This is a genomic window from Acinetobacter sp. YH01022, assembly GCF_013420235.1.
Classification (GTDB): domain Bacteria; phylum Pseudomonadota; class Gammaproteobacteria; order Pseudomonadales; family Moraxellaceae; genus Acinetobacter.
Genome location: NZ_VOYP01000003.1, coordinates 57,142 through 82,687, shown reverse-complemented (window position 1 = coordinate 82,687; position 25,546 = coordinate 57,142). Strand labels below are relative to the sequence as shown.

Here is a 25,546-nt window from a genome sequence, read left to right as displayed (position 1 = left end):
AACAGAACATTTTCTCAGAAATTTTTCTGAAATAAAAAAGATGCCCAAATGGCATCTTTTTTATTTCACCTTTAACTTAAGGCAACGGTTTGACTGGACTGCCGCCTAAAGCCTGCATCAAGGTGACATAGGCATTGTATTGGCTCTGTTTGGTTTGAACCCAAGACAAACGGGCATTACGCGTGGTTTCCTGCGCATCAAGCAGGTTTTTCAGGGCAATGGCACCATTGCGGTAACGTACTTCAGTTAGATGCTCGGTTTTCTCTGCAAGCTGTACATTGCGTTCTTGCAGTGCCACCTGTTTGTTTAATTCGGTACGGGCAGATAAGGCATTTTCCACATCGGCAAAGGCCTGATACAGGTTTTGACGGTACTGGACAATCGCTTTTTCATAATCCAGGTTACTGATCGCCAGATCTTTTTTCATGTCGTTATATTGCAGGAACGGCAGGCTGAGATTGGCACCCAAAGTTAATACCGGATTTTGCAAGAGACTGGTTAAAGATGTGCTGGAAGAGCCCAGGTTTCCGGTCAGGTTAATGGAAGGATAATAACTGGCTTTGGTGGCATCTTTAGTGGCAAGTGCCTTGCGTAAACGCAGTTCACTGGTTTGTAAATCCGGACGACGTGACAACAGCTCTGCTGGCAAACCTGCAGAAATAGCCGGTAGGGCAATACGCGGTAAACGTTGCGGTTCGGCAATATTGAGCTGCTGTACAGGTTGATGCATCAACGCTGCCAATGCTGTTCGGGTTTCGACTTTCTGCTGTTCAATCTGGCTTAAGGTCGCTTTTTGACTTTGCACCGATTGTTCCGCAGAAGTTAAATCTAGACCGGAAACCGCGCCGGCACGATATTGGCTGCGCACCAGCTCAAAGGTTTTTTGCGTACTGGCTAGGTTTTGTCCGGCAATTTGATAGCGTTCATTTAAATAACCTAACTGCCAGTATAAATTGGTCGTAGTGGCAATGAGGCTTTGTGCAGTAGCTTGCAAATCCTGTTCAGTCGCTAAAGCTTCCCATCTGCTGGCTTCGGTTTGACGTGCCAGTTTGCCGAATAAATCCAGTTCATAGCTTACGCCGCCACTTAAAGACAAGCCGCGTGAAGCATCATCCCCTGAATTCAGATCAAATGTATGTCCAGCGGAAACACTGGAGTTGACCCGAGGGCCTTGCTGGTTTTTCGCCAAACCGGCCTGTAAACGTGCCTGCTGCAAATTAATGCCGGCAACCACCAGATCGCTATTGCTGGTTAAAACCTGATTGACCAGCTGGTTCAGCTGCGCATCGCCAAATAAGGTCCACCATTGATCGGCATAGACATCGGCATGCACCTGCTGACTGAGTGCTTTGCTATTCTGGAAGCTGCCTGGAATATTCACGGCAGGCTGTTCGTACGGTGTTTTAACCACCGCAGCACAACCGACCAGTGAGCCAGTTAAAATAAGACTAGCAATAAGTTTGGTAAAATTCATTTGTATTCTAGGTATCCTTATTCTCGAGAAAGTGCATCGACAGGATTGAGCTGTGCTGCATTACGGGCAGGGATAAAGCCGAAGATAATCCCGATCATGCTTGAGCAGACAAAGGCCGCTACAATAGAGGTGGTGGAATAAGCCATCTGGAAGGTACCGCCAGCAAAATGACTAAACAGCTGTCCAATACCTAAAGATAAAAGCACCCCCAATATTCCGCCTAAAATACAGACCAGTACCGCCTCAATCAGGAACTGCTGCAAGATGTCACTTTGCCGTGCACCGACGGCCATACGCACGCCAATTTCCTTAGTACGTTCAGTTACAGAGACCAGCATGATGTTCATAACCCCAATACCGCCGACAATCAAGGAAATTACTGCAATTGCAGACACCAACAAGGTCATGGTTTGTGTGGTTTGCTGAATAGTTTCACGGATACTGTCTGCATTTTGGGTAAACACATCCTGTGCGCCGTGGCGTTGTACCAATAAATTTAAAATGGCATTTTCAGCTGCCGCACTTGGGTATTCGTCTTTGACCCTGATAATGATGCTACGTACATTTGCCTGTCCTAACATACGGCTCATCACTGTGGAATAGGGTAGGTAAACATTCAGGCTGTCTGAATTACCCATCATCGATTTTTGTGCTTCAACTACGCCAATGATACGACTGGGAACACTGCCCAACAGAATGACCTGACCGACAGGGTCGGTACCATCACTAAAAAACGTCTTTTGGGTATTGTCATCAATCACCACGTCCTGAGCACGTTCAGTCACGCCTTCTTTGTCAAAAGGCTGTCCTGAGGCAAAGTTCATACCTTTTACATAAAAGAAGTCTTCACTGACACCATTCACTGTGGCAGAAGCTTCGGTATCTTTAAAACGTGCAGTGACGCTGCTATTGACTGAAGGACTGACCCCATCGACATAGGGCTGTTCGGCCAAGGCATCAGCATCGGCAGGAACCAGGGTTTTTGCCTGGGAAGTTTTGGAGTTATCCCCAAATCCACGACCCTGATAGACGGTAATGGTGTTGGTGCCGAGACTACTGATATTTTCCAGAATTTTTTTTTGTGAACCATTGCCCAGTGCGACTACAGATACCACCGATGCAATCCCGATAATGATCCCGAGCATGGTCAGGAAGGTACGCATGCGGTGCGCATTCATCGCCAGCAGTGCCATATGAAAGGCTTCGCCTAGCCGGTCCGCCGCAGAGCGCCAAGAAGATGTTTTTTTCTGTGCAGTTTGTTCTAAGGTCTGTTTTTCTACAACTTCATCTGTGGCAATTCCAGGTACATTCGGTTTATCTGAAATAATGTTGCCGTCACTAATTTCAATAATACGTGAGGCATTTTTGGCAACGTTATGATCGTGGGTAACAAGGATGATGGTATGACCTTTGGCATTCAGCTCGCGCAAAATACGCATCACCTCAATACCACTGTTTTTATCCAGTGCACCGGTCGGTTCATCGGCCAGAATCACGTCACCGCCGTTCATCAAGGCACGTGCGATGGAAACACGCTGCTGCTGGCCACCGGAAAGCTGACTGGGGCGGTTTTGGGTCTTTTCAGCCAATCCCAGGTCCGAGAGCAGCTGGGTGGAGCGCTGTTGACGGGCAGAGGCATCGACACCTGCATAAATGGCCGGAACTTCAACGTTAGCTGCCGCGCTTAAATCGCCCAACAGATGATAACGCTGGAAAATGAAACCGAAATATTCACGGCGCAATTGTGCCAGTTCATCTGCTTCTAATTGACGTGTTTCACGCCCTTTGACCTGATAGCTCCCGGAGGTCGGCTGATCTAGACATCCCAAAATATTCATCAGGGTGGATTTACCCGAACCGGACTGCCCGACAATCGCGACCAGTTCTCCGGGATAAATCTCTAAATTAATGCCCTTTAAAATCTGAATGGTGCTTTCCCCAGCGGGGAATTCACGAGTCAGATCTGTGACCTTGAGCAAAGGCTGTTGATCTTGACTCATGATTACATTCTCACTGGCCCGGCACCACCACCTACACGGTTACTGCGTTTGGCAGCATCATTTGAGGTATCTGAAGCATCTGCAATCACCACTTGGTCACCTGGCTTTAAGCCTTTAATTACTTGAGCAGTGACACGGTTGTTCAAGCCGACCAAAACAGGTTGCGGTTTGGCCGTACCATCTGGCTGAACTACACGGACCATCGACATGGAGGCCTTGCCTTGTTCAATCAGTGATTTTTCTTCCGCAGACAGTTGCAAGCGTTTAGGGCGGTCAGTTTGCGCTTGATCATGATCAGTCTGATTTTGTTGTTTTACCTGGTCTGCATTACGATCAGCACGTTTGCCTTGAGGGCGATTTGAACTTTGCAAGGCTGCTGCTGGTACAGTCAATACATTTTTTGCTTCAGCCAGGACTATATACACTTGCGCAGTCATATCAATACGCAGTTTGCCATCTTCATTGGGTACATCAAACAGGGCGTTGTAATACACAGCCGTGTTTGAAGATGAAGTGGATGAGTTATTGCTTTCTGTATTGATAGAGTTCGGTGCCGGTTCTACCTGGCGTAGTTTGGCATAATGTTTTTTATCGCTATTGCCCAAGGTGGTGAAATATACGGTTTGACCTTCTTCAACTTTCATCACATCAGCTTCAGAAATTTCAGCTTTAATCGTCATGTTGTCGAGCTTGGCCAGTTTGACAATGGTCGGTGCACTTTGATTGGCGTTAACGGTTTGACCTTCTTCAGTCACAATGGCCACGATGGTGCCATCCATAGGTGCAACAATCCGAGTGTAGCCCAAGTCTTCTTTGGCTGTTGCCAGGGTTAAGCGCGACTGTTCAATCTGGGCATTAATGGCCAAAATTTCCGCTTGGGCAGTTTTATAGCTGGCCAATGCAGCCTCAAGTTCTGCACGAGAAGTTGCATCTTGCGCATACATGGCTTGCTGGCGTTGATATTCCGCTTGAACTTTAGCCAAGTTTGCCTGTTTGACTGCCAGTTGAGCCTGCTGGTTTTTAATGCTTGCTTCAGCCGTTTTCAGGTCATTTTCCTGACGAATCGAATCAATTTGCGCAATCAGCTGACCCTGTTTCACCTGGTCACCCAATTGCACATACATTTTTTTCACCTGACCTGAAACCTGCGCCCCGACGCTGACCATTTTGGTGGCTTCAAGTACACCGGTTGCAAGTACAGAGTCTTCAATATCGCCACGCGTGACTTCACTGCTAATGTATTGCGGCGCTTGTTCTTTTGGTTTTAAAAAGAACCAGGCGGTGACTGCAATAACAAGAATACTGACTATGGCGACAACTATTTTAGACGGTTTTATTTTTGGCATAGTGAGCTGATAAATGAGGAAAATTGCAGCAATTATAAAAGCTAAATAAGGATAAAACGTGAACTTTTTAAAAACAAATGAGAATTATTTTCTTTTTGAAGTTCTATTAAAAATTTACTAAACAGAGAGTTGATTCCTTTTTAACAAAACTTTTAGCATGAATGAATAGAGCAGAGAAATTTTATTAAATTTCGATTCCATCAATTTTCTAAAAGATGGTTTTCAGCCTGATGCTTGAGTTTTTCAAAACGCTGTTGAGAAAGTGGAATGTCGTTCACAGAATCCGTGGTATCAAGATGTATTGGATTTTAGTCGAATGATAATAGATTTATTTAATGATTTTTATTTAGATAGCTTTTTCGTGCTGGAGATGTTGATTTCTTTTTTACCTTCACTCTCCTGAGTTTCCAACTGGTAGACATAATTTAAAAAATCTTTGTTTTATCTCTAGATTTAAATAAAAAAAGTTTGTAGTATTAAATCCATAAAATAATTATGGGTTTAATAATAAGAGCATTAATCCCCATAATTATGCGAAAAAGATCATAACTTTAATATTAAAATTTGTAAGAGGTAAGTGATGGAATGGAATCAAACCTATAATATTGGGATTGATGTGATTGATAATCAGCATCGTCAGATCTTGGATTATATTAATGCTTTGGAGCAGGTGAAAAACACGGGGCAGCGCGATAAAATTAAAGAGGTTTTGGAGGATTTAATTGACTACACCCAGTCGCATTTTAGCTTTGAAGAAAATTTGCTGGAACAAGTCAGTTATCAATACTTACCATCACATCGTGGTATCCATGACTTATTTGTAAAACGTCTGAATGATTACCGCCTGAAATTTGAAAAAGGTGAATCCATTGAAAAAGACTTGTATCGTCTGCTGTCCAAGTGGCTGATCAACCATATTCAGCATGATGATCAGGACTATGTCGATGCAGTGCGAGACAATATGTTGAGCTATCTACGTAAACAAGAAGAGAAAAAAGGCAAAAGCTGGTTTTCACGTTTCTTTAGTTAGGCGCTTGGCGATAAAAATAAGGTTTGACCACACATGCTGCTAATGGCTTGCAGAACCAGATGTTCGGGGTTTTCTTTGCCTAAACCTTTTATTGAAGCATCAATGCGTAACAATAGGGATGGCCAAGTCAGGAAACAGTTCGGATTGAGCCGTCTTAAGGCTTGTTGATATTGGCTAACTTTATTTTTCCAGATGCCCAACTGTAAGGCATTGTGTGGCTGTTCAAAAAGTTGCATCAGTAAACGCATTTCTTTGCTGATGCTCCACAAGATCAGGCTCATCGGTTCACCCGAGGCAATTAAATACTGGAAAATTTTAATTGCCTGAGCCAGATTGCCTGCAAGCAGGGCATCATTTAAATCATAAGTGGTGTAGCGCGACTGATCTTGTAGACATGAATACAAATGATCAATCTGGATGATCTCTACATCAGCAAAAGTATCACTGACGCGCATGAGGCTGTTTTTTGCAGCCAGCAGATTGTGCTCGTGGTGCTGTTCCAGCCAGGCCCAAGCATCAGGGGCCAGTTTGATGCCCAGCTTTTCGGCCTCAATACTTAAAATCCGTTGCCGGTCTTGCGGATAATTGGCCGCAAGTGACACTGTCACGCCATTGGCATCCACCACCTGAAAAAAACTGGATTTTAGGCTGCTGCTGTCCTGTTTCGGCATTACCACCAATAGCAGGTTTTGTTCATTATGCTGGATATAGCTTTTTAGTTGCTTGATGCCATTGGCATCGGGCTTGATATTGCCATGTACTTCAACAGCCAGTTGTGTGGAAAACAAGGACAGGCTGTTTAAAGCATTAAAGACATTTTTCCAGTCACTGACATTGCCAATATCATAACGCTGACGTTCAATTTCCTGTTTTTGCCAACTCTGCCGGAAAGCATCAAGTAAATTTTGTTCGAGCAGAGGTTCCTGACCATACATAATCCAGGCACCGCGAGCTTCATCAACACGTTTGAGTGCTTGGGGATAGTCAAGTTTCATCGCACGATTTTCTATATTTAAGGTTGGGTCGTAGAAGCCGCTGGTTTGGTCACGACTTTGGGTAAACGGTTGGATGAAATCTGACGCACAATTTGCTGTGCCACATCATCAACAATCACCTGATTGAGGTACTTCTGTTCCTGATCATCCGTGTTTACCGTAGCCACATCATATTGATAGCTGCGTGAAGCTGTGATGGCACGCGGTTCAGTAACCGGATTACCTTGTGCATCTTCAATACGGAAAGTCACGGTTAAGCGCAGTAGGGTTTCCACCAGTTTGCCATTCAATTCATGACGCTGTGGGGTGTAATCCAGTACACGCAACACATAAGCATCGGGACTATTGCTCAGCTGAATACCTGTTGCACCCAAATAAATTGCAAGTTTTTCATGCAATTGTCCTGCATTATCCGGCAATGCCAATTTCATTTTAGAATAAGCCACAGGAGCAGTTGTCGGGTTGGTGCCTTTTAAATGAAAGCCACAGCCCACTAAGCCTGCACTTAGACCACAAGTTAAAACAATTGCTGCTAAACGTTTGCCCAAATGCATGCGTTGTCCTCTGTATTGTTCTTCAAAGCAAAAAAGGAAGATCGAAAAATATGTAGTGATTGTATGTGCAAAGCCCGTTGATTGACAACGGGCTTTGTTTGGTAATTGTGAAATCTCCCCTAACCCCTCTTTGATAAAGAGGGGGAAAGCCTCCCTTTTTCAAAGGGAGGTTTGGAGGGATTCTTAAACCACCAAGTTTACTAACTTATTCGGCACCACAATTTCTTTCTTGGTTGGACCGGTCAAGAATTGTTGTACTTCAGGCAATGCTTTGGCTTGTGCCAAGATGTCATCTTTAGATGCATCCACAGACACTTCGAGCTTGCCGCGAAGTTTCCCGTTGATTTGAACCACAATCGTTTGTGTATTACGTGTTAATGCAGATTTATCTACAGCAGGGAACGCAGCAGTTGTTAATTCAATACCAAACTGAGCCAATAAAGTCTGGCTTACGTGTGGCGCAAATGGAGCTAATAAAGTCAGAAGTGTGGTGATGGATTCACGAGCAACAGCAACATCGTTGTCATCTTTCGTTTCGAACTTGTTGTTCGCATTTAACAATTCCATCATCGCTGCAATGGCAGTGTTGAAGGCATGACGACGTTCAATGTCATCACCCACTTTCTGGATGGTTTCATGCGTTTTACGGCGTAAGTCTTGCGCAGCCGTAGAAAGCGCCACTTTGTCGATGTTTGAAGCATTGTTACCTTGCTCAAGGAAACCGGTTGCCAAACGCCATACACGTTTCAAGAAACGGTTTGCACCTTCAACACCTGCATCAGACCATTCAAGAGATTGATCTGGTGGAGCAGCGAACATCATGAATACACGTGCAGTATCTGCGCCGTATTGGTCAATAATCGCTTGTGGGTCGATACCGTTGTTTTTCGATTTCGACATTTTTTCCTGACCGCCAACCACGACTTCTTGACCATCACCAGTGTATTTTGCAGAAAGCACACGACCTTTTTCGTCTTTTTCCAGCTCGATATCCGCAGGGTTAAACCAGGTTTTCTTGCCTGATTCTGCTTCACGGTAGTAAGTATCAGCCAGTACCATACCTTGTGTTAACAAGTTGGTGAACGGTTCGTTGCCTTGTACCACACCTTCATCACGCATCAATTTGTGGAAGAAGCGCGCATAGAGCAAGTGCAAAATCGCGTGTTCAACACCACCGATGTATTGATTCACAGGCAGCCAGGTTTGACCTGCTTCAGGTTTGACCATGCCATCTGTAAAGTCTGGAGATGCATAACGTGCATAGTACCAAGATGATTCTACGAATGTATCTAATGTATCTGTTTCACGACGTGCGTCGCCACCACAGCAAGGACATTTTGTCTCGTAGAACTCAGGCATTTTGTTCAATGGGTTACCTGAACCGTCTGGCACTACATCAGTTGGAAGGACAACAGGAAGTTGATCTTCTGGTACTGGCACTTGACCACAGGTGTCACAGTTAATCATTGGAATTGGACAACCCCAATAACGCTGACGAGACACACCCCAGTCACGTAGACGGAATTGAACTTTAACGTTGGCAAGACCTTGCGGCTCAAGTTTTGCAAGGAAGGCATCAAATGCACCCTGGAAGTCTAAACCGTCAAATTCGCCTGAATTAACCAGTTTACCTTCTTTAGAGCCGTACCATTCTTGCCATTGAGTTGCATCAAAGTCAGCATCATCAGCGCCTTTGGCATCAATCACTTGCTTGATGGTTAAGCTATATTTGTTGGCAAATTCGAAGTCGCGTTCATCGTGTGATGGAACCGCCATCACCGCACCTGAACCGTAAGACATGAGTACGTAGTTCGCGATCCAAACCGGAACTTCTTCACCCGTTACAGGGTGCTTCACAGAAAGACCGGTTGCCATGCCTTTCTTCTCGGCAGTGGCAAGATCTGCTTCTGCCACAGAACCCATACGGCATTCTTCGATGAATGCTTGTAATTTAGGGTTAGTTTCAGCTGCTTTTAGTGCCATAGGGTGTTCTGCTGCAACAGCAACATAAGTCACGCCCATTAAAGTGTCGGCACGAGTGGTAAATACAGTTAAACCATCTGCATAGACGTCTGGGTTCGCTGAAGGGAAGGTGATTTCCATCCCTTGTGAGCGACCAATCCAGTTACGTTGCATGGTTAAGACTTGTTGTGGCCAACCGTCTTTTAAAGTTTCTAAATCGTCCAGTAATTCTTGCGCATAGTCTGTGATGCGGAAGTAGTACATTGGAATATCACGTTTTTCAACCAATGCACCTGAACGCCAGCCGCGGCCATTTTCAACCTGTTCGTTTGCTAGAACAGTTTGGTCTACAGGATCCCAGTTCACGGTAGACAACTTACGGTAGATCAGACCTTTTTTATAAAGCTGAACGAATAACCATTGTTCCCAGCGGTAGTATTCTGGTGTACATGTTGCAAATTCGCGATCCCAGTCAATCGACAGACCGAGTTTTTTCAACTGATTACGCATGTAATCGATATTTTCAAAGGTCCATTTTGCAGGTGCAACCTGATGGGCAATCGCCGCGTTTTCAGCAGGTAGACCGAATGCATCCCAACCCATAGGTTGCAACACGGTTTCACCTTTTAGACGGTGGAAACGGCTGATTACGTCACCAATCGTATAGTTACGCACATGACCCATATGCAGTTTGCCACTTGGGTAAGGGAACATCGAGAGGATATAACGACGTGGACCTTCTACAGTGTCGGCAACTTTAAAGGCTTTGCGAGATTCCCAATCCTGCTGGACTTGAGGCTCAATCGCACTGGCTTGGTATTCAGAGTCAATGTGAGTAGTCATATACGTAATACAAGAGAACGGTTAAAAAATTTAGCCCACAGCATAGCGCAAAATGCGATGCAATGTCAGTTTTCAGATCAGGATTTTATCTTCCTGGTCACTAGACATGGAACTTTTAAACATATCCTTTAATGATCTCATGTTTTTGAATTCACAAGTTTCTCTTTGTTTTATAAATAAGCTGCTTCTATTGATGCGTGGATTTCTTGTTATCTGATCGCACCAAACATGCTTGCATAAGGATCTTTCTTATATGTTGTCTGGACAATGCTACTACTTTTTCAGCTTGTTCAGTTTTGTGTTGAAAGGTTGATATAAGTCTGGTCTCTATGCACGTTTCGGCGGAGATGCTTTGCCAGCATGCGTTGAATCCCTGTTATCCAATCCTTTATAAAAATCTTCAGCATACCTGGATGGGGAAAAATAATATGAGGGGCAATATTATTCGCAGCATCAACAAGCAGAAGTACTCATCTATTCATTACAGCGAATAAGGCTTAAGCATTTGCGACCCTTTTTTCTAAGGTGAATATAGGGTTCTGTTACCGCTCTTTTCATCTTTATAGTTTTTTAGATTATCTAGAGTGATTACCGGTTCGTAATCACTCCTGGGCACAATATAATATTATTGGACTTTAGGTGTTGCAGGAATGCTGCCTTCTGGAATTGCGGGAATTGTTGGATTAACGGGTTTGTTTTCTTGAGCAGTATTCTTGGCTTCTTTCACAGCATTTTTCACAGCATTATTTTCTTGAGCCGCAGGACTAGCAGAATGTGCGGTGCCATAAGTCTCCACTTTACCTTTCTTCTTTGCCGATTTTGGTGGTGGGGTGGTGGTGTAGTGCGTAGACCCTTTGGCATCCACCCATTTGTAATATTCTTTGGCAAAACTCGTGGTTGAGCTGAGACTGAAGCTAAAGCATGCAGCCATGAATGCAATTTTGATGAAAGATGATGCCATAATAATCAAGTCCTTATTGTCATAATCAGTTGGATAGAGTGTGGGATAAATAGAACTCCTGATTGCTTCAGTATTTTATATGATCTTGATCGTTTTGCAGAGAAAAAAGATAAACTGCCCCAAAATGCAGATAAATGAATGATTAGGCAATCGTACTATTTGATCTTCATTTAATTAGAAAGATACTCCTTGATTCGCTACGGTGTTGTGACTCTGAATACAAAAATATATCCAGATACAAAATCAAAGTGTAAGAAATACATTTGAATTAATAAAAACATTTTTTAATAAAATAAATATTCATTCCATTTTATTATAATTTTTATATTTATTTTTTATGAAAATATTTTTTAATTATTTGAAAAATATAAAAAAGTTAATTTTTTTTTATTATGGTGTGCACTGCTAAAGACAAAACTGATGAATAAAAAATGAATAATTTAAAATTAAGCTATAAAAAGCTAATTTTTAAACTTGACTTTAATACTCGAAACCACAAAAATGCTGCTTTAGTTTTATATGCCTTAGATCGATCACCCTTCGAATAAGAGCCTTTTAGCAATGGACTTCTTCTCTAGCCGAGAAGCTGAACAAAGCCAACAAAATATGTTTATCCCAACATGTTTTAGACCTCATATTGCTCAAACAGCGACCAGGTCAGATTTTTTTCTTATTGCTATGAAAACTATGAAATTTGTGTGCTATAACAGAGCACACAGTGAATGAATGAATCACCACAAATGCCCTCCATTTGTGCGTGAAAAAAGATTAGGGTGAATCACGTTGGAACTTTTATCTGGTGGTGAAATGCTTGTTCGCGCATTGGCGGACGAAGGCGTTGAACATGTTTTTGGATATCCAGGCGGCGCAGTACTGCATATTTACGATGCGCTCTTTCAACAAGACAAAATTAATCATTACCTTGTACGTCATGAACAGGCTGCCGGTCATATGGCTGATGCTTATTCGCGTGTAACAGGTAAAACTGGTGTGGTACTTGTCACATCAGGTCCAGGCGCGACAAATACCGTAACGCCAATTGCAACGGCTTATATGGACTCAATCCCAATGGTGATTTTGTCTGGTCAGGTTGCAAGCCATCTTATCGGTGAGGATGCGTTCCAGGAAACCGATATGGTCGGTATTTCTCGTCCAATCGTAAAACACAGTTTCCAAGTGCGTCATGCCAGCGAAATTCCTGCGATTATTAAAAAGGCATTCTATATTGCTTCTTCAGGCCGTCCAGGTCCTGTGGTTGTCGATATTCCTAAAGATGCGACTAATCCTGCAGAAAAATTTGCTTACGAATATCCTGAAAAAGTGAAGATGCGTTCGTATCAGCCACCACATCGTGGTCATTCAGGCCAGATCCGTAAAGCAATTGACGAATTGATCAGTGCTAAACGTCCAGTGATTTACACTGGCGGTGGTGTGGTACAGGGTAATGCCTCAGCATTATTGACTGAATTGGCTCATTTATTGGGCTATCCGGTAACCAATACTTTGATGGGCTTGGGTGCATTCCCGGGCAATGACCCTCAATTTATCGGTATGTTGGGTATGCATGGTACTTATGAAGCTAACATGACCATGCACAATGCAGACTTGATTCTGTGTGTAGGCGCACGTTTTGATGACCGTGTGACCAATAATCCGGCAAAATTCTGTCCAAATGCCAAAGTGATTCATATTGATATTGATCCGGCAACCATTTCTAAAACCATCATGGCGCATATTCCAATTGTGGGTGCGGTAGAGCCGGTACTTCAAGAGATGCTGGTACAGTTGAAACAAATGAATGTTTCAAAACCGAACCCTGAAGATATTGCAGCATGGTGGAAGCAAATTGATGAGTGGCGTGCAGCACACGGCTTAAAAGTTGTAGCCCCAACTGATGGTACGATGAAGCCACAACAAGTCGTTGCCGCTTTAGATAAAATTACCAATAGCCAGGCGATTATTACTTCTGACGTTGGTCAGCATCAGATGTTTGGTGCGTTGTATTACAAATACACGCGTCCACGTCAATGGATTAACTCAGGTGGTTTGGGAACCATGGGTGTAGGCCTGCCTTATGCCATGGCTGCGAAATTGGCATTCCCAGACCAGCAAGTGGTATGTATTACCGGTGAAGCATCGATTCAGATGTGTATCCAGGAATTATCAACATGTAAGCAATATGGCCTAAATGTGAAAATTCTTTGCCTCAACAACCGTGCCTTGGGTATGGTGAAACAGTGGCAGGATATGAACTACGAAGGTCGTCATTCAAGCTCTTATGTTGAATCATTGCCTGACTTTGCTAAGTTGATGGAAGCTTATGGTCACGTGGGCATCCAGATTAACCATGCTGATGAACTTGAATCCAAGCTTGAAGAAGCCATGGCCATCAACGATAAATGCGTATTTATTAACGTTATGGTTGACCGTAGCGAGCATGTATATCCAATGCTGGTTGCGGGTCAGTCGATGCAAGATATGTGGTTAGGAAAAGGGGAGCGCACTCAATGAGACATATCATCTCTGTTCTCGTAGAAAACGAAGCGGGTGCACTTTCACGTCTGGTGGGATTATTCTCTCAACGTGGTTATAACATTGAGACTTTGAATGTTGCACCAACCGAAGACCCAACCATGTCACGTTTGACGCTGACCACGTATGGTGATGATCATAAAATTGAACAAATCACCAAACAGCTGAATAAACTGGTTGAAGTAGTGAAAGTGGTTGATTTGTCTGAGGGTGCGCATATCGAGCGCGAACTGATGCTGATTAAAGTGAAATCACTTGGATCGGCACGTGCAGAAATCAAGCGTACCGCTGACATTTTCCGCGCACAAATTGTGGATGTAACCCCGACGACTTATACCATTCAGATTGCCGGTACAACTGAAAAGCTTGACGGTTTCATTGATGCGCTTGCAGAAAATACCATTCTTGAAGTAGTGCGTTCAGGTGTATCGGGCATCGCACGTGGCGAAAAAGTTTTAACAGTCTAATTTTTTAACACATTCTACTCATCGTGGAGATGAGGATCCAGGTCAATGAATACCAATAACATCATTGACCTGGATAAAAGGAAACATAAGCATTTAAGCGGAGACAGCAATGCAAATTTTTTACGATAAAGACGCAGACTTATCGATCATCCAATCTAAGAAAGTAGCGATCATTGGTTATGGTTCACAAGGTCACGCGCATGCGCTTAACCTTAAAGACTCTGGCGTTGACGTAACTGTAGGTTTACGTGCTGGTTCGACTTCTTGGAAAAAAGCTGAAAATGCTGGTCTTAAAGTTTCAGAAGTTCCTGCTGCTGTTGCTCAAGCTGACTTAGTCATGATTTTGACTCCAGATGAGTTCCAATCTCAACTTTACCGTGACGTGATCGAGCCAAACATCAAACAAGGCGCGACTCTAGCATTTGCTCACGGTTTCTCTGTTCTTTACAACCAAGTTGTGCCACGTGCTGACTTAGACGTAATCATGATTGCGCCTAAAGCACCAGGTCACACTGTACGTTCTGAATTCCAACGTGGTTCAGGTGTTCCTGATTTAATCGCGATTCACCAAGATGCTTCTGGTAACGCGCGTAATGTAGCACTTTCTTACGCTTCAGGCGTAGGTGGCGGCCGTACCGGTATCATCGAAACTTCATTCCGTGAAGAAACTGAAACTGACTTGTTCGGTGAGCAAGCGGTTCTTTGTGGTGGTGCTGTTGAACTGGTTAAAATGGGCTTCGAAACTCTTGTTGAAGCGGGTTATGCGCCTGAAATGGCTTACTTCGAATGTCTACACGAACTTAAATTGATCGTTGACTTGATGTTTGAAGGCGGTATCGCGGACATGAACTATTCAGTATCGAACAATGCTGAATATGGCGAATACGTAACTGGTGTTGAAGTGATCAACGAACAGTCTCGTGAAGCAATGCGTAATGCGCTTAAACGTATCCAATCTGGTGAATATGCGAAAATGTTCATCCAGGAAGGTGCGTTGAACTACCCATCTATGACTGCTCGTCGTCGTCAAAACGCTGCTCATGGTATCGAAGTAACAGGTAACAAGTTACGTGCAATGATGCCTTGGATTCAAGCGAACAAAATCGTTGACAAAGAGAAGAACTAATTTTTTAGTTTAATCTTTAAAAAACCCTTGTTGATACAAGGGTTTTTTATTGTCTAAAGTATTTTTAGTTTTTTGATGAAGATCAGTCTATTAATAATTCGCAACAAAACACAGCGGCTGAGGATAGATCAAATGTAATTTTAAGTGTGATAGAGTAGACATAATTTATTGTTAAGTTTGGCTGAGTAATGAAAACTCAAATCCTGCTATGTCTTACCACTTTATCTTTTGCATGTTTAAGTTTTGCAGAAACAGTGCCTGTAACCAGGATTGATCACCTTAAATCTTTCACAAATGTTCGGGTCTCTATGCAGCGAATGTTGCGTTCAGATGATGGACGCTATTTTCTTGATTTGTATGCAGGAATCTGGAATCCACACGGCAAATTCCATGATTTGAACGAGCAAAAAGCGATTGCTTTTAAAGGTTTGCAAAAAGGAGATCAGCTTAATCTTAAATCGGTAAGTGTAGAGGGGGAGGCAACAGCATCTGAACAATATCAGTTGAATGGAAATTTAAATGCCAATACAGGACAGATGTCATCAGTTTTGATCACAGCAAAGAATAACGAAAGTATTCCAATTCAATTTGGGCCTGCATTTACAGCAGTAGAAAAGCCGCTGTTCATATTTAAATTTTATGGTCTTGAAAATCTCCAACAGCCTTATGGAAGAGCCTTAAAACAAGTGGATGTATGGAATAAAACGACCAATACAGTCGTTCAAAGTTTGTCAGGGTTTACTGCTTATCCCAAGAGTATTGGCTATATGGATATTAATCTTGATGGCTATTATGACATCGTGCTTTCAGATACTTCCAATGAACGAAAAATTGAAGATAAGCGCTTTATCTACTGGATGTATAACCCTAAAACCCATCAATTTCAACGCTCCCCCCAATTAGAAAATATTACTGGATTTCCAGCTGTTCAGGGAGAAAAACAACAAATTGATTTCGGTTATGGGCAGGTCTATCAAGTAAAAGATGGCTTATTAAATCGGGTAGAAAATAATTGAAAAATATTTTATAAAATATTTTTTTAAAAAATATAAATAAAAAATGAATTTGCATTAATTATTATTAAAAGAAAAATATTTAATTGGATGAATGTTTATCTTATAAATTCCTTAAATATTTATATGAATAATATTTTTTACTAAATGGTTATATGTCAAATTTTTATAACCATAAAATATTACATGTTGTATTAAATAAAGTCAGATACATTACGGTTGAGAAAACATTGGTATTAAATAAAAACAAGACTAAAAATAATTTTTTCGCCTTCTCTTTTTTATAAAAATAATTTATATAAGTTTTATTTTTGTTTAAGTGGTTATTTTCTAAATGAATTTATTTTTTTTTGATGGAATTTGGAATTAAATTTATTGTGCCTAAAGAACAGTATTAATGTTTGAAAAATAAAGTAAAATTATCGATAAAATCACATATTTTTTAAATAATAAGCTGTAATTTACAAACTTTTGTAAATTATGTAACTTTATTTTAAACTAGTGTAAGTTGAGATAATTTTAAAAATAATAATAAAATTAGTGATTTAGTTGTTTTTATGTGTTTTGAAGATTATTTTATTGTTTTTTTATTTGACATAATTGGAAACATTTCTAAATTGTATCAATTTATTTTGTATCGTAACCTTATTATAAATATAGAATTAAAGTTGTAAAGCAAATAAAAAACAAACATTAAATTGATGTATTGTGAATAATACCATTTTTGCATTTTTTAAAATTAAAGATAATAAGATAGGTCAACGGTTACGTAACCTTACTCATAATAAAAAGAGTTACATCGTAATCGTTAAAATAACTATACACACATATTCTTTTAAAAAAAGAAATGGAGAAAATCATGAATAAAATGACCCAAGCTGCATTAGCGGCATTAGTACTTGGCGTTTGTGCAACAGGCGTGTATGCAGAAGATGATTTGGCAAGAGGGATACCAACTCCACCACCACCTTCAGGTTGTGATGTAGATTGTAGTGGTAAAATTGATATTAAACTTAAAGTTGAACCGCATTGTGAACTACAAGTACTTACTCCTACTTTGACTTTACAAGATAAAGTGGGTGGCGATACTGCACAGGGCAGTTTCCGTGTTGGGGCAAATGCACAGTTTAAGATTGGTTTAACAACTGCAAATGGTTCTAAACTTAAAATGGGTGCTAATGAAATTCCTGTTACAATTACCACCAAACGTAATGGTACAACCACTATTCCTTTGAATGCGACAACAGCAGGTCAACCATTTACGCCAGGAGGGTGGACGCCTTATGATGTTACTGTTGTAAGTCCACAAGTTGGTGTATCTAAACCAGTAGGTACTTATACTGAAGAATTGCGAATTGCTGTTTCATTCTAATTTTTAATTAGAAATAAAAAAAGTTGGTATCACTTTATAGTGATGCCAACTTCACTATAAAAAGATCAAAATTTAAAAATAAAAAATAATAGGTAGGGGAAAATGAATAAGTTATTTTCGATGTTCGCTATTTCTATTGTGTTGGCATGTTCACAGACAATTTATGCAGGACTAAAAATTACGCCTATCCAACTATATATATCGGATGTTAAAAAACAGCGTAGTGCTACCGTTACATTAGATTATAGTGAATCTGATCAAGCTAAAATATTTGAAGTTTCTGCCGTTAAATGGGGACAAAATGCAGAAGGGGAAGATGTTTTAGAGCCTGATAATTCCGTAGTGATTAATCCTAAAAACTTTGTATTACAACCCAATAGTAAGCAGATTGTTCGGGTAGGGTTTACTCAAATGCAAGCCCCAAAAAAAGAAGAAACTTGGCGAATCATTTTTAATGAAATTGCACCTACTGTAAAAGAGTCAAAAGTTAATTTCCTGTTTAATATTTCTGTCCCACTATTCGTAGGGGTACAAGAAAAAGTGAAGCTAAATTTTAACCCGGTATATAATGGATCACAGCTTTCATTAAATGTGAAAAATAATACCAATACACATGTTCAAATTAAAAAAATAACCATTCTAGATGACAAGAAAAAAGAAGTTGCAGTCACTACAGATATGAAATATTTACTTAATAATCAGCAACAAAAATTTAATTTTGGTGAGATTAAGTTGGGGAATTTCAATAAATATAAATTAATTATTGAAACAGATAGAAGTGAATTGCCGATGGAATTTAATTTGTCAGGGTGAGGGGTTATGCAAAAAATCATATTGTTTTTGCCATGTATATTTTTAAATATAGTCCTACCTATTCAGCGGGTAAATGCAGAGGAGAACAATGTTTTTTTTAGTAACGTCTGGTTAAATGGTATAGATAAAAATATAGAAACATTAGTATTTGAAGAAGATAAAAAAATATATATAGAGTGCCAATCTTTAAATGCTTTAGAGTTGAAAGGAGATTATTTTCCTGTCCATCCCATAAAAAAAGAGTTTTGCTTGGTTTCACTGAACCCAGCTCTTGCTGAAATAGATACACATGTACAGTCAGTAAAACTAACAGTACCCGCAGAGTATTTTCAAGCTAAAGAAATAGATCAAGAAAAATTGATTATGCCTAATAGGGCAGCTTTGGGTGCTTTTTTAAATTATGATCTTTTTTATGAGCAGACTTCACAGGATGACCAATTTAATTCATTAGCAGAATTAGGGGTGTTTAAAGATTATTGGTTATTTCAAAATTCTACGCTTATACGAAATTTAACTGAGAATGAACAGGCTCTGGCACCAGAAGAGGTAAAACAAGAAAAAATAGTTCGTCTAAGGTCCGCTTTTGATCTAGATTTTCCTGATAAGTTTTTAAGTTTAACCGTGGGTGATACCACTACTATTTCCAACCCCTTCGTTAATTCAGTACGTTATGGTGGTTTAAGTTTTGGAACAAATTTTACAGATCGGCCTGACTATATTTATTGGAATATGCCGACTTTAAAAGGAAGCGCTGTTTTACCCTCAACTGTGGATTTATATATTAATGGGGTTAGTATTTCTCAACAAAGAATTACTCCGGGGAATTATACTTTACAGCCTGGTGCATTGATTCAACAATCTGGAGATGCTCAGGTAGTGGTAGAAGATATTTTGGGTAATAAAACAGTCCAGAGTTTTCCTGTATATATTAATAATAAACTGCTTAAACCTGGGTTAAATGAATATAATATTTCTTTAGGTAAGATTAGATATAACTATGATCTTCAAAGTAATGATTATAGGGAATTTTTTTCTAATATCTATTTTAGGCGGGGTATAAGTAATTTAACTACCCTTGGGTTTAATGCTACATATAGTGAAGAAGTAAAGAATCTGGGTTTATTATGGACTCAAGCGATTAGTAAATATGCATTATTAGACGCTTTTATTGCAGGAAGTGATAGTAATGATGGATCTGGCTATTCGGTAGGTGGCTCGATTAGTCGTACTGTAAATAATATTTACTTGGGTTTTAGTGGGCAGTATTCCACTGATAATTATAAAACTTTGGGCTATAGCAATGAAGTACTTATTCCAAAATATGATTATATTTTTTATTTCAGTATGTATGATTTGCCAATAATAAATAATTTTAATTTAAATTATTTAGAACGAATTTATTATGAAAATGATAATTTTAATATTTCAGATAGCCGTATATTAAATCTAAGTATTTCTAAAATGCTGCGTTCAAATCTTTCATTTAGTATTTCAGGCTTTAAAGAGTTTGCTGGTGATAAAAATTCTGGTGCATATTTATCTTTAAACTATAGCTTAGGTAATAACAAGAATGCTTACTTCTCGCATTCAACAGATAATGAAACAAGGGTGCAATTTGTCAAAGCATCTCCAGCACAAACTGGGTTTGATTATGTTTTGGGGGCAAATCAGCGTCGTGGAAATTTAGCTTATCAAGCTGCGGGTTTATTAAAATCAAATGTAGGTGATTTACGTGTTCAATTGGACCAATCTGATGAATATGAAAATAATCAGGTGATTTATCGCGGGGCTATTGTCTGGTTGGGTGGAAAAGTAGCATTAACAAAATCTGTTGATAATGCATTCGCTTTAGTTAAAGTTCAGGATTCTCCAGAGATTGATGTTGCAAGGTCATTATCTCCTGTAGGAAGTACCAATAAAAATGGCTATTTATTTGTACATAATATTATTCCTTATGTGCCCTATGATATTTCGTTTGACCAAAATCAGTTAGCAATTGAAGATGCATTTGATTATTCGAGCCAAAAAATGATTGGCTTAAATCAACGGGGCTATATTCTAGATTTTCCTGTATATCATACCCAACAAGTCATTTTGCGTTTATTGGATCAAAATAATCAACAGATGCCTCGTACAAGCGAAGTATATATCAATGGTGAAGAGAGCCAGTATTTCCCTGTGGATGCCCAGGGTAGGGTGTATTTATATGGATTAAAACCGAATAAATATCGGTTTTTAGCGAAAGCCAAGGGTGGCGAGACATGTCAGGGTACTTTTGAGGTGTCAAATCAGAACCAAAAAGCGCTAGAGCAGTCAGTTATGGATGTTATTTGTCGCTAGAGAGGGTATTACAATGAAAAAAATTATCATGGTCATTTTACTCTATGCAAATTGTGCTTTCGCTTATGCGGGGCAATGCTATTTAAATGCTATATCCGAACCGGTCATGCATTTGGCAGATTATTATCATAGTTTTGCTGCAACTTCCTTTAAAGTCTTTTGTGACCAGTCCTATGCAATTAAATTTAGCAGTCAAAATTTGCGTAGCTCGGATGGTTCGAGTTATGTATCAAATGGTACTTACCGCTTGAAAACCCGAATGAATATTTCGGGTCCTGTGAGAAATCAGTGGAATGTGCCTCTTTCCCAGTCGGGAAATTCAAAAGATAGTAAATATGTCATTGCGGTACGATTGGAAGAACAGCCTTCTATACGTACGCCAGTTGGCATATATAGCGATGTAATATACGTAAACCTATTATTTTAATTATTTTGTATGCCAGTGAAGGACTGGTCTGTAATTGAACGTAAACGTAAAACTGAAAAGAGCTGTTTAAAATAGCTAGCTTTGGAAGAGGAGCGTGTTTTTATTGGCTGTTAGCATTATACAACGTTTCAATAAACAGTCATCTAAGAATCATCAAACTGAAAGAATTAACATCTAAGCTAAATCTAAAATAACGATATAGGTGCTGTATGGCAAATTTGTATGCGAGCAACCTGCTAAGACAACAAAATTTTCCAGAAAATTTCCAATTTTATTTTAAAAAAAATAAGCAAGACCGCATTTTTGATGATGTCGCGATACTCACTGGGTTAATTCGCCCACGGCTGAAAATTGCCATTGTGACAGAAACCTGGTCTCCAGAAATTAATGGCGTGGCACTGTCTCTATTGCAACTCTGCAAGGGTTTGCAGAAACAGGGCCATAAAATTTTACTGATTCGGCCGGAACAAAAGCAGCTGTGTGATCAATTTTTGCCAAATCAGCAGTGTTTAGTCAAAGCTCAGGCTATTCCTCAATATCCAAGCTTGCAATTTGGCTGGCCACAATTTTTAAAAGTTTCTCAGGCATTGGATCAGTTTGCACCAAATGTTGTGCATATTGTTACAGAAGGACCATTGGGATTAAGCGTTTTGCAGGCAGCGAAGACAAAGGGCATACCTGTTTCAAGTGCCTTCCATTCACCTTTTCAAGAATTTAGTCGCTATTTCGATTTAGCCTTTTTAATTAAGCCCATTCAGCGTTATTTACGTTGGTTTCATAACAATACACAACTGACCTGTATTCCCAGTAAAGATACTGAATATATTTTAAGAGAATTTGGCATTTGTTGTCCTTTTGTTGTGGTGGGGCGTGGCGTGGATGTTACGCATTTTTCACCCCAACATTACTCCAGCGTTTTACGTCAGCAATGGCAGGCAACACCGAGTACTCAGGTCATGCTTTATGTGGGACGGTTGTCACCTGAAAAGGAAATAGATGTTCTGGTTCAAGCCTATCTCTCCATGAAGAAAAATAACCCGGATATCAAACTGGTGATTGTGGGTGATGGTCCGGAGCGTGGTCGTCTCGAAACATTATGCCAAGGACATGATGTCATTTTTACAGGAAATTTATCAGGTCAGAAACTTGCCCAAGCTTATGCAAGTGCAAATGTTTTTGTATTTGCCAGTCAGGTTGAAACCTTTGGCAATGTGGTGCTGGAGGCCATGGCAAGCGGTTTGCCAGTGATTGCCTATAATTATGCCTGTGCACATTTGCATATTAAACACGGCTTGACAGGTTGGCTGAGTTCTTTGGGTGATAAGACAGGTTTTATGCAGTCAATGTATCAGTTGCCGAGCAATCAGCAATTGAAACATATGGGACTGGAAGCTCGAAAGGCCGTGCAACATATAGGTTGGCAATATCCAGTGCAACAATTTGAGCAAGCACTGTATACGGTAGCGATGGAGACAGCAATGACATCCTAAATTTTAAGCGACAGCTTAAAGGAGCATCATCATGGATTTAAAAAAAGCAAAAATAACGATGTTGGATCTGGATTTAAAAGGGTGCTTGTATTTGAATAATTTTTCACATTCACATACGGTAGCCCACTTTTTTAAAATAATCAGCCGTTTTGGCAATGGTTTGTTCTGGTTCATTATGCTCGCCAGTCTATGGGTGCTGGAAGGGGTATTTTATATTGTACAAGTGTTATATCTACTGGTTAGCGGATCGGTAGGTACCGTAATTTATAAAATCTTAAAACAAAAAACGGTACGTCCTCGACCTTATCAAGTACATCAGGTGATTCGATTGCAAGAACCGCCGCTCGACCATTTCAGTTTTCCTTCTGGTCATACCCTGCATGCTGTCATGGCCAGTACGGTCATGGGTTATATTCAGCCCATGCTATTGATTCTGATGTTACCTTTTACCATTCTGGTGGCGATATCACGGATGGTATTGGGGCTACATTATCCGAGTGACGTGCTGGTAGGCGCATTGATTGGTGTCGTGATTGCTGGTGGCATTATTGAGAGTGCGCCTTTTTTTAATATCATGTTGTAAAAATGCAGCTGATCAATCAGGAAAATCACGCGATTTTTCCAAAATTTGCTAAAGTATTGCCACTGATTTGAACATATTAGGAATAGCCATGGGTTTGCGTTGGACAGATACTATTGATATTGCGATTGAGCTTTCTGAAGCACATCCAGATGTAGATCCGCAATGGATTCGTTTTACCGATTTACACGCTTGGGTATGTGCATTACCAGACTTTAATGATGACCCAACCAAATCGACTGAAGGTTTGCTGGAAGGAATTCAAATGGCTTGGATTGATGAAGTGCGTTAAGCGCTACATCGAAAAAAGCAATTTTTTTACATATCAAAAGCAGAAAAAAGCCCATTATTCGGTATAATGCGGCAAATTTTCATGTCAACAATTGATTTAAGGAGCCAATCAATGGCTATTGAACGTACTTTATCTATCGTTAAACCAGACGCAGTTGCTAAAAACCACATCGGCGACATCTTTGCTCGTTTCGAAAAAGCTGGTCTTCAAATCGTTGCAACTAAAATGAAACACTTGACTCAAGCTGAAGCTGAAGGCTTCTATGCTGAGCACAAAGAACGTGGTTTCTTTGGTGATTTAGTTGCGTTCATGACTTCTGGTCCAGTTGTAGTTTCAGTTCTTGAAGGCGAAAACGCAGTTCTTGCTCACCGTGAAATCCTTGGCGCAACTAACCCTAAAGAAGCTGCTCCTGGTACTATCCGTGCAGACTTTGCTGTAAGCATCGACGAAAATGCTGCTCACGGTTCTGACTCTGTAGCATCTGCTGACCGCGAAATTAACTATTTCTTCGCGCAAACTGAGATTGCTCCACGTACTCGTTAATACGCAGTATTCAAGCCAGATAAGTGTTATTATACTTATCTGGTTTTTTTATTCTCTGAATAATCCTCTGCTCAGATATTGAGCTTCTCCTTTCATCTTTAGGCATGGTTTAGGTAATACACATGAGTACTGAAGTAGTCGCTACATCAGCAATTTCTGATGCACAGCAACCATCTCCATCCGCTCCGACGCAGCAAAATTCTGTGGAAAAAGTGAACTTACTTGGCATGTCACGTCCGCAAATGGAAAAATTCTTCGAAGATATGGGTGAGAAGAAATTTCGTGCCGGGCAGGTGATGAAATGGATTCACCAATTCTTCGTGACCGACTTTGCTGAAATGACCAATATTTCCGGCAAACTGCGTGAAAAATTAGAAAAGATTTGTGAAATTAAAGCCCCGGAAGTGGTGCATAAAAACTATTCCAAAGATGGTACCCGTAAGTGGGTGTTCCGTGTCGGTGATGGTGATGGTTCTCTGGTTGAAACCGTGCTGATTCCGGCAGAAGACAAAACCGGTTCTCGTAAAACCCTGTGTATTTCTTCACAGGTCGGCTGTGCACTGGACTGTTCATTTTGTTCTACGGGCAAACAGGGTTTCCAGCGTGATTTAAGCCAGGCTGAAATTATCGGTCAGCTGTGGATGGCAAATTATTCCTATATGGAAGATGTGCCTGTGGCAGAGCGTGAGCGTTCTGTGACCAATGTGGTGATGATGGGCATGGGTGAGCCATTGTTGAACTACGATGCCGTGCTGAATTCAATGCGTATCATGCTCGATGATTTTGCATATGGCATGTCTAAACGCCGTGTGACCTTGTCGACTTCGGGCGTGGTGCCAAAAATTGACCAGTTGGCGCAAGATATTGATGTCGCCTTGGCGATTTCATTGCATGCCACCAATGATGAGCTGCGTAACGAGCTGGTGCCGATCAATAAAAAATATCCTTTAGAGCAGTTGATTGCGGCTTGTCAGCGCTATATTGGCAAAGATGGCAATGAAAGCTCACGTAAGCACGTGACCATTGAATATGTGATGCTGGATGGCGTGAATGACCATCCTGAACATGCACAGCAAATGATTAAGCTGTTAAAGAACTTGCCAAGTAAAATTAACCTGATTCCATTTAATCCGTTCCCGCATGCACCCTATGGGCGTTCCAGCCGTAACCGGATTATTTCTTTCCAAAAAACTTTGTCTGATGCCGGTTTTGTGTGTACGATTCGTCAGACGCGTGGTGATGATATTGATGCCGCGTGTGGACAGTTAGTTGGACAAGTTGCTGACCGTACCCGTCGTGCGGAACAGTGGAAAAAGAAAGTGGCGCAGCAGAATGAGATTCTGCGCACTCAAGGATAATAAAGGGGATGTCAATTGAGAAAGCCCA

At 40.7% G+C, this 25,546-nt stretch carries 21 protein-coding genes; 14 read left to right on the top strand and 7 right to left on the bottom strand.

Annotation, left to right across the window (positions count from 1 at the left end; all coding sequences use genetic code 11):
- Positions 1-76: 76 nt before the first annotated feature.
- The 3 genes from FTT87_RS01935 to FTT87_RS01925 are packed head-to-tail and all read right to left on the bottom strand — an operon-like array spanning position 77 to position 4,820.
- Complete coding sequence (locus FTT87_RS01935; RefSeq protein WP_171263148.1) at positions 77-1,474, bottom strand: efflux transporter outer membrane subunit; 1,398 nt, start codon at positions 1,472-1,474, stop codon at positions 77-79.
- 17 nt (positions 1,475-1,491) lie between these two features.
- Entirely contained in the window at positions 1,492-3,474 is a 1,983-nt protein-coding gene (locus FTT87_RS01930) for a MacB family efflux pump subunit (protein ID WP_180174244.1), read from the bottom strand.
- 2 nt (positions 3,475-3,476) lie between these two features.
- Positions 3,477-4,820 carry a MacA family efflux pump subunit gene (locus FTT87_RS01925; protein WP_086195349.1) on the bottom strand — a complete coding sequence of 448 codons (1,344 nt, stop codon included), beginning with the start codon at positions 4,818-4,820 and terminating at the stop codon, positions 3,477-3,479.
- Between the two features lie 580 nt (positions 4,821-5,400).
- On the opposite strand from FTT87_RS01925, the gene FTT87_RS01920 reads away from it, so the two are divergent.
- Positions 5,401-5,850, top strand: a complete 450-nt coding sequence (locus tag FTT87_RS01920; RefSeq protein ID WP_086195350.1) for a bacteriohemerythrin — start codon at positions 5,401-5,403, stop codon at positions 5,848-5,850.
- Here FTT87_RS01920 and holA read toward each other — a convergent pair.
- From holA to FTT87_RS01900, 4 genes are all read right to left on the bottom strand, one after another.
- Positions 5,847-6,845, bottom strand: coding sequence for a DNA polymerase III subunit delta (gene holA, locus FTT87_RS01915; RefSeq protein WP_086195351.1), 999 nt, complete (start codon positions 6,843-6,845; stop codon positions 5,847-5,849). The two genes, FTT87_RS01920 and holA, sit on opposite strands and share 4 nt — an antisense overlap.
- 17 nt (positions 6,846-6,862) lie before the next feature.
- Positions 6,863-7,399 (bottom strand): LPS assembly lipoprotein LptE, encoded by a 537-nt coding sequence (gene lptE, locus FTT87_RS01910; protein ID WP_086195352.1) that lies wholly within the window; start codon positions 7,397-7,399, stop codon positions 6,863-6,865.
- A gap of 183 nt (positions 7,400-7,582) precedes the next feature.
- The gene (leuS, locus tag FTT87_RS01905) at positions 7,583-10,204 is read right to left on the bottom strand and encodes a leucine--tRNA ligase (RefSeq protein WP_086195353.1); all 2,622 of its coding nucleotides are present in this window, start codon (positions 10,202-10,204) and stop codon (positions 7,583-7,585) included.
- A gap of 625 nt (positions 10,205-10,829) precedes the next feature.
- Positions 10,830-11,165, bottom strand: a complete 336-nt coding sequence (locus FTT87_RS01900; protein WP_180174243.1) for a DUF4124 domain-containing protein — start codon at positions 11,163-11,165, stop codon at positions 10,830-10,832.
- Between the two features lie 783 nt (positions 11,166-11,948).
- Here FTT87_RS01900 and FTT87_RS01895 point away from each other — a divergent pair.
- From FTT87_RS01895 to rlmN, 13 genes are all read left to right on the top strand, one after another.
- Entirely contained in the window at positions 11,949-13,676 is a 1,728-nt protein-coding gene (locus FTT87_RS01895; RefSeq protein WP_086195355.1) for an acetolactate synthase 3 large subunit, read from the top strand.
- Positions 13,673-14,164, top strand: coding sequence for an acetolactate synthase small subunit (ilvN, locus tag FTT87_RS01890; protein WP_086195356.1), 492 nt, complete (start codon positions 13,673-13,675; stop codon positions 14,162-14,164). The genes FTT87_RS01895 and ilvN overlap by 4 nt, the downstream gene beginning before the upstream one ends.
- 109 nt (positions 14,165-14,273) lie before the next feature.
- Positions 14,274-15,290: a ketol-acid reductoisomerase gene (gene ilvC / locus FTT87_RS01885; RefSeq protein ID WP_086195357.1), complete on the top strand. Its 1,017-nt coding sequence runs from the start codon at positions 14,274-14,276 to the stop codon at positions 15,288-15,290.
- 188 nt (positions 15,291-15,478) lie between these two features.
- Entirely contained in the window at positions 15,479-16,306 is an 828-nt protein-coding gene (locus FTT87_RS01880) for a hypothetical protein (RefSeq protein WP_180174242.1), read from the top strand.
- 856 nt (positions 16,307-17,162) lie between these two features.
- A complete protein-coding gene (locus FTT87_RS01875) occupies positions 17,163-17,675 on the top strand; it encodes a hypothetical protein (protein ID WP_086195359.1) in 513 nt (170 codons plus the stop codon).
- Between the two features lie 102 nt (positions 17,676-17,777).
- Entirely contained in the window at positions 17,778-18,488 is a 711-nt protein-coding gene (locus FTT87_RS01870; RefSeq protein WP_086195360.1) for a molecular chaperone, read from the top strand.
- Between the two features lie 6 nt (positions 18,489-18,494).
- Complete coding sequence (locus FTT87_RS01865) at positions 18,495-20,828, top strand: fimbria/pilus outer membrane usher protein (RefSeq protein WP_086195361.1); 2,334 nt, start codon at positions 18,495-18,497, stop codon at positions 20,826-20,828.
- Positions 20,829-20,841: 13 nt separating this feature from the next.
- Positions 20,842-21,255 carry a hypothetical protein gene (locus FTT87_RS01860; protein ID WP_171263149.1) on the top strand — a complete coding sequence of 138 codons (414 nt, stop codon included), beginning with the start codon at positions 20,842-20,844 and terminating at the stop codon, positions 21,253-21,255.
- A 209-nt stretch (positions 21,256-21,464) separates the two neighbouring features.
- A complete protein-coding gene (locus tag FTT87_RS01855) occupies positions 21,465-22,745 on the top strand; it encodes a glycosyltransferase family 1 protein (RefSeq protein WP_180174241.1) in 1,281 nt (426 codons plus the stop codon).
- 31 nt (positions 22,746-22,776) lie between these two features.
- Positions 22,777-23,328, top strand: coding sequence for a phosphatase PAP2 family protein (locus FTT87_RS01850; protein ID WP_086195363.1), 552 nt, complete (start codon positions 22,777-22,779; stop codon positions 23,326-23,328).
- 88 nt (positions 23,329-23,416) lie between these two features.
- Complete coding sequence (iscX, locus tag FTT87_RS01845) at positions 23,417-23,617, top strand: Fe-S cluster assembly protein IscX (protein WP_086195364.1); 201 nt, start codon at positions 23,417-23,419, stop codon at positions 23,615-23,617.
- A 111-nt stretch (positions 23,618-23,728) separates the two neighbouring features.
- Positions 23,729-24,160, top strand: coding sequence for a nucleoside-diphosphate kinase (ndk, locus tag FTT87_RS01840; protein WP_086195365.1), 432 nt, complete (start codon positions 23,729-23,731; stop codon positions 24,158-24,160).
- A gap of 122 nt (positions 24,161-24,282) precedes the next feature.
- Positions 24,283-25,518, top strand: coding sequence for a 23S rRNA (adenine(2503)-C(2))-methyltransferase RlmN (rlmN, locus tag FTT87_RS01835; RefSeq protein WP_086195366.1), 1,236 nt, complete (start codon positions 24,283-24,285; stop codon positions 25,516-25,518).
- Positions 25,519-25,546 lie beyond the last annotated feature (28 nt).

Coding starts and splice junctions, on each gene's coding strand:
- FTT87_RS01935 (WP_171263148.1), bottom strand. CDS start 1,474: ATGAATTTTACCAAACTTATTGCTAGTCTTATTTTAACTGGCTCACTG.
- FTT87_RS01930 (WP_180174244.1), bottom strand. CDS start 3,474: ATGAGTCAAGATCAACAGCCTTTGCTCAAGGTCACAGATCTGACTCGT.
- FTT87_RS01925 (WP_086195349.1), bottom strand. CDS start 4,820: ATGCCAAAAATAAAACCGTCTAAAATAGTTGTCGCCATAGTCAGTATT.
- FTT87_RS01920 (WP_086195350.1), top strand. CDS start 5,401: ATGGAATGGAATCAAACCTATAATATTGGGATTGATGTGATTGATAAT.
- holA (WP_086195351.1), bottom strand. CDS start 6,845: ATGAAACTTGACTATCCCCAAGCACTCAAACGTGTTGATGAAGCTCGC.
- lptE (WP_086195352.1), bottom strand. CDS start 7,399: ATGCATTTGGGCAAACGTTTAGCAGCAATTGTTTTAACTTGTGGTCTA.
- leuS (WP_086195353.1), bottom strand. CDS start 10,204: ATGACTACTCACATTGACTCTGAATACCAAGCCAGTGCGATTGAGCCT.
- FTT87_RS01900 (WP_180174243.1), bottom strand. CDS start 11,165: ATGGCATCATCTTTCATCAAAATTGCATTCATGGCTGCATGCTTTAGC.
- ilvN (WP_086195356.1), top strand. CDS start 13,673: ATGAGACATATCATCTCTGTTCTCGTAGAAAACGAAGCGGGTGCACTT.
- ilvC (WP_086195357.1), top strand. CDS start 14,274: ATGCAAATTTTTTACGATAAAGACGCAGACTTATCGATCATCCAATCT.
- FTT87_RS01880 (WP_180174242.1), top strand. CDS start 15,479: ATGAAAACTCAAATCCTGCTATGTCTTACCACTTTATCTTTTGCATGT.
- FTT87_RS01875 (WP_086195359.1), top strand. CDS start 17,163: ATGAATAAAATGACCCAAGCTGCATTAGCGGCATTAGTACTTGGCGTT.
- FTT87_RS01870 (WP_086195360.1), top strand. CDS start 17,778: ATGAATAAGTTATTTTCGATGTTCGCTATTTCTATTGTGTTGGCATGT.
- FTT87_RS01865 (WP_086195361.1), top strand. CDS start 18,495: ATGCAAAAAATCATATTGTTTTTGCCATGTATATTTTTAAATATAGTC.
- FTT87_RS01860 (WP_171263149.1), top strand. CDS start 20,842: ATGAAAAAAATTATCATGGTCATTTTACTCTATGCAAATTGTGCTTTC.
- FTT87_RS01855 (WP_180174241.1), top strand. CDS start 21,465: ATGGCAAATTTGTATGCGAGCAACCTGCTAAGACAACAAAATTTTCCA.
- FTT87_RS01850 (WP_086195363.1), top strand. CDS start 22,777: ATGGATTTAAAAAAAGCAAAAATAACGATGTTGGATCTGGATTTAAAA.
- iscX (WP_086195364.1), top strand. CDS start 23,417: ATGGGTTTGCGTTGGACAGATACTATTGATATTGCGATTGAGCTTTCT.
- ndk (WP_086195365.1), top strand. CDS start 23,729: ATGGCTATTGAACGTACTTTATCTATCGTTAAACCAGACGCAGTTGCT.
- rlmN (WP_086195366.1), top strand. CDS start 24,283: ATGAGTACTGAAGTAGTCGCTACATCAGCAATTTCTGATGCACAGCAA.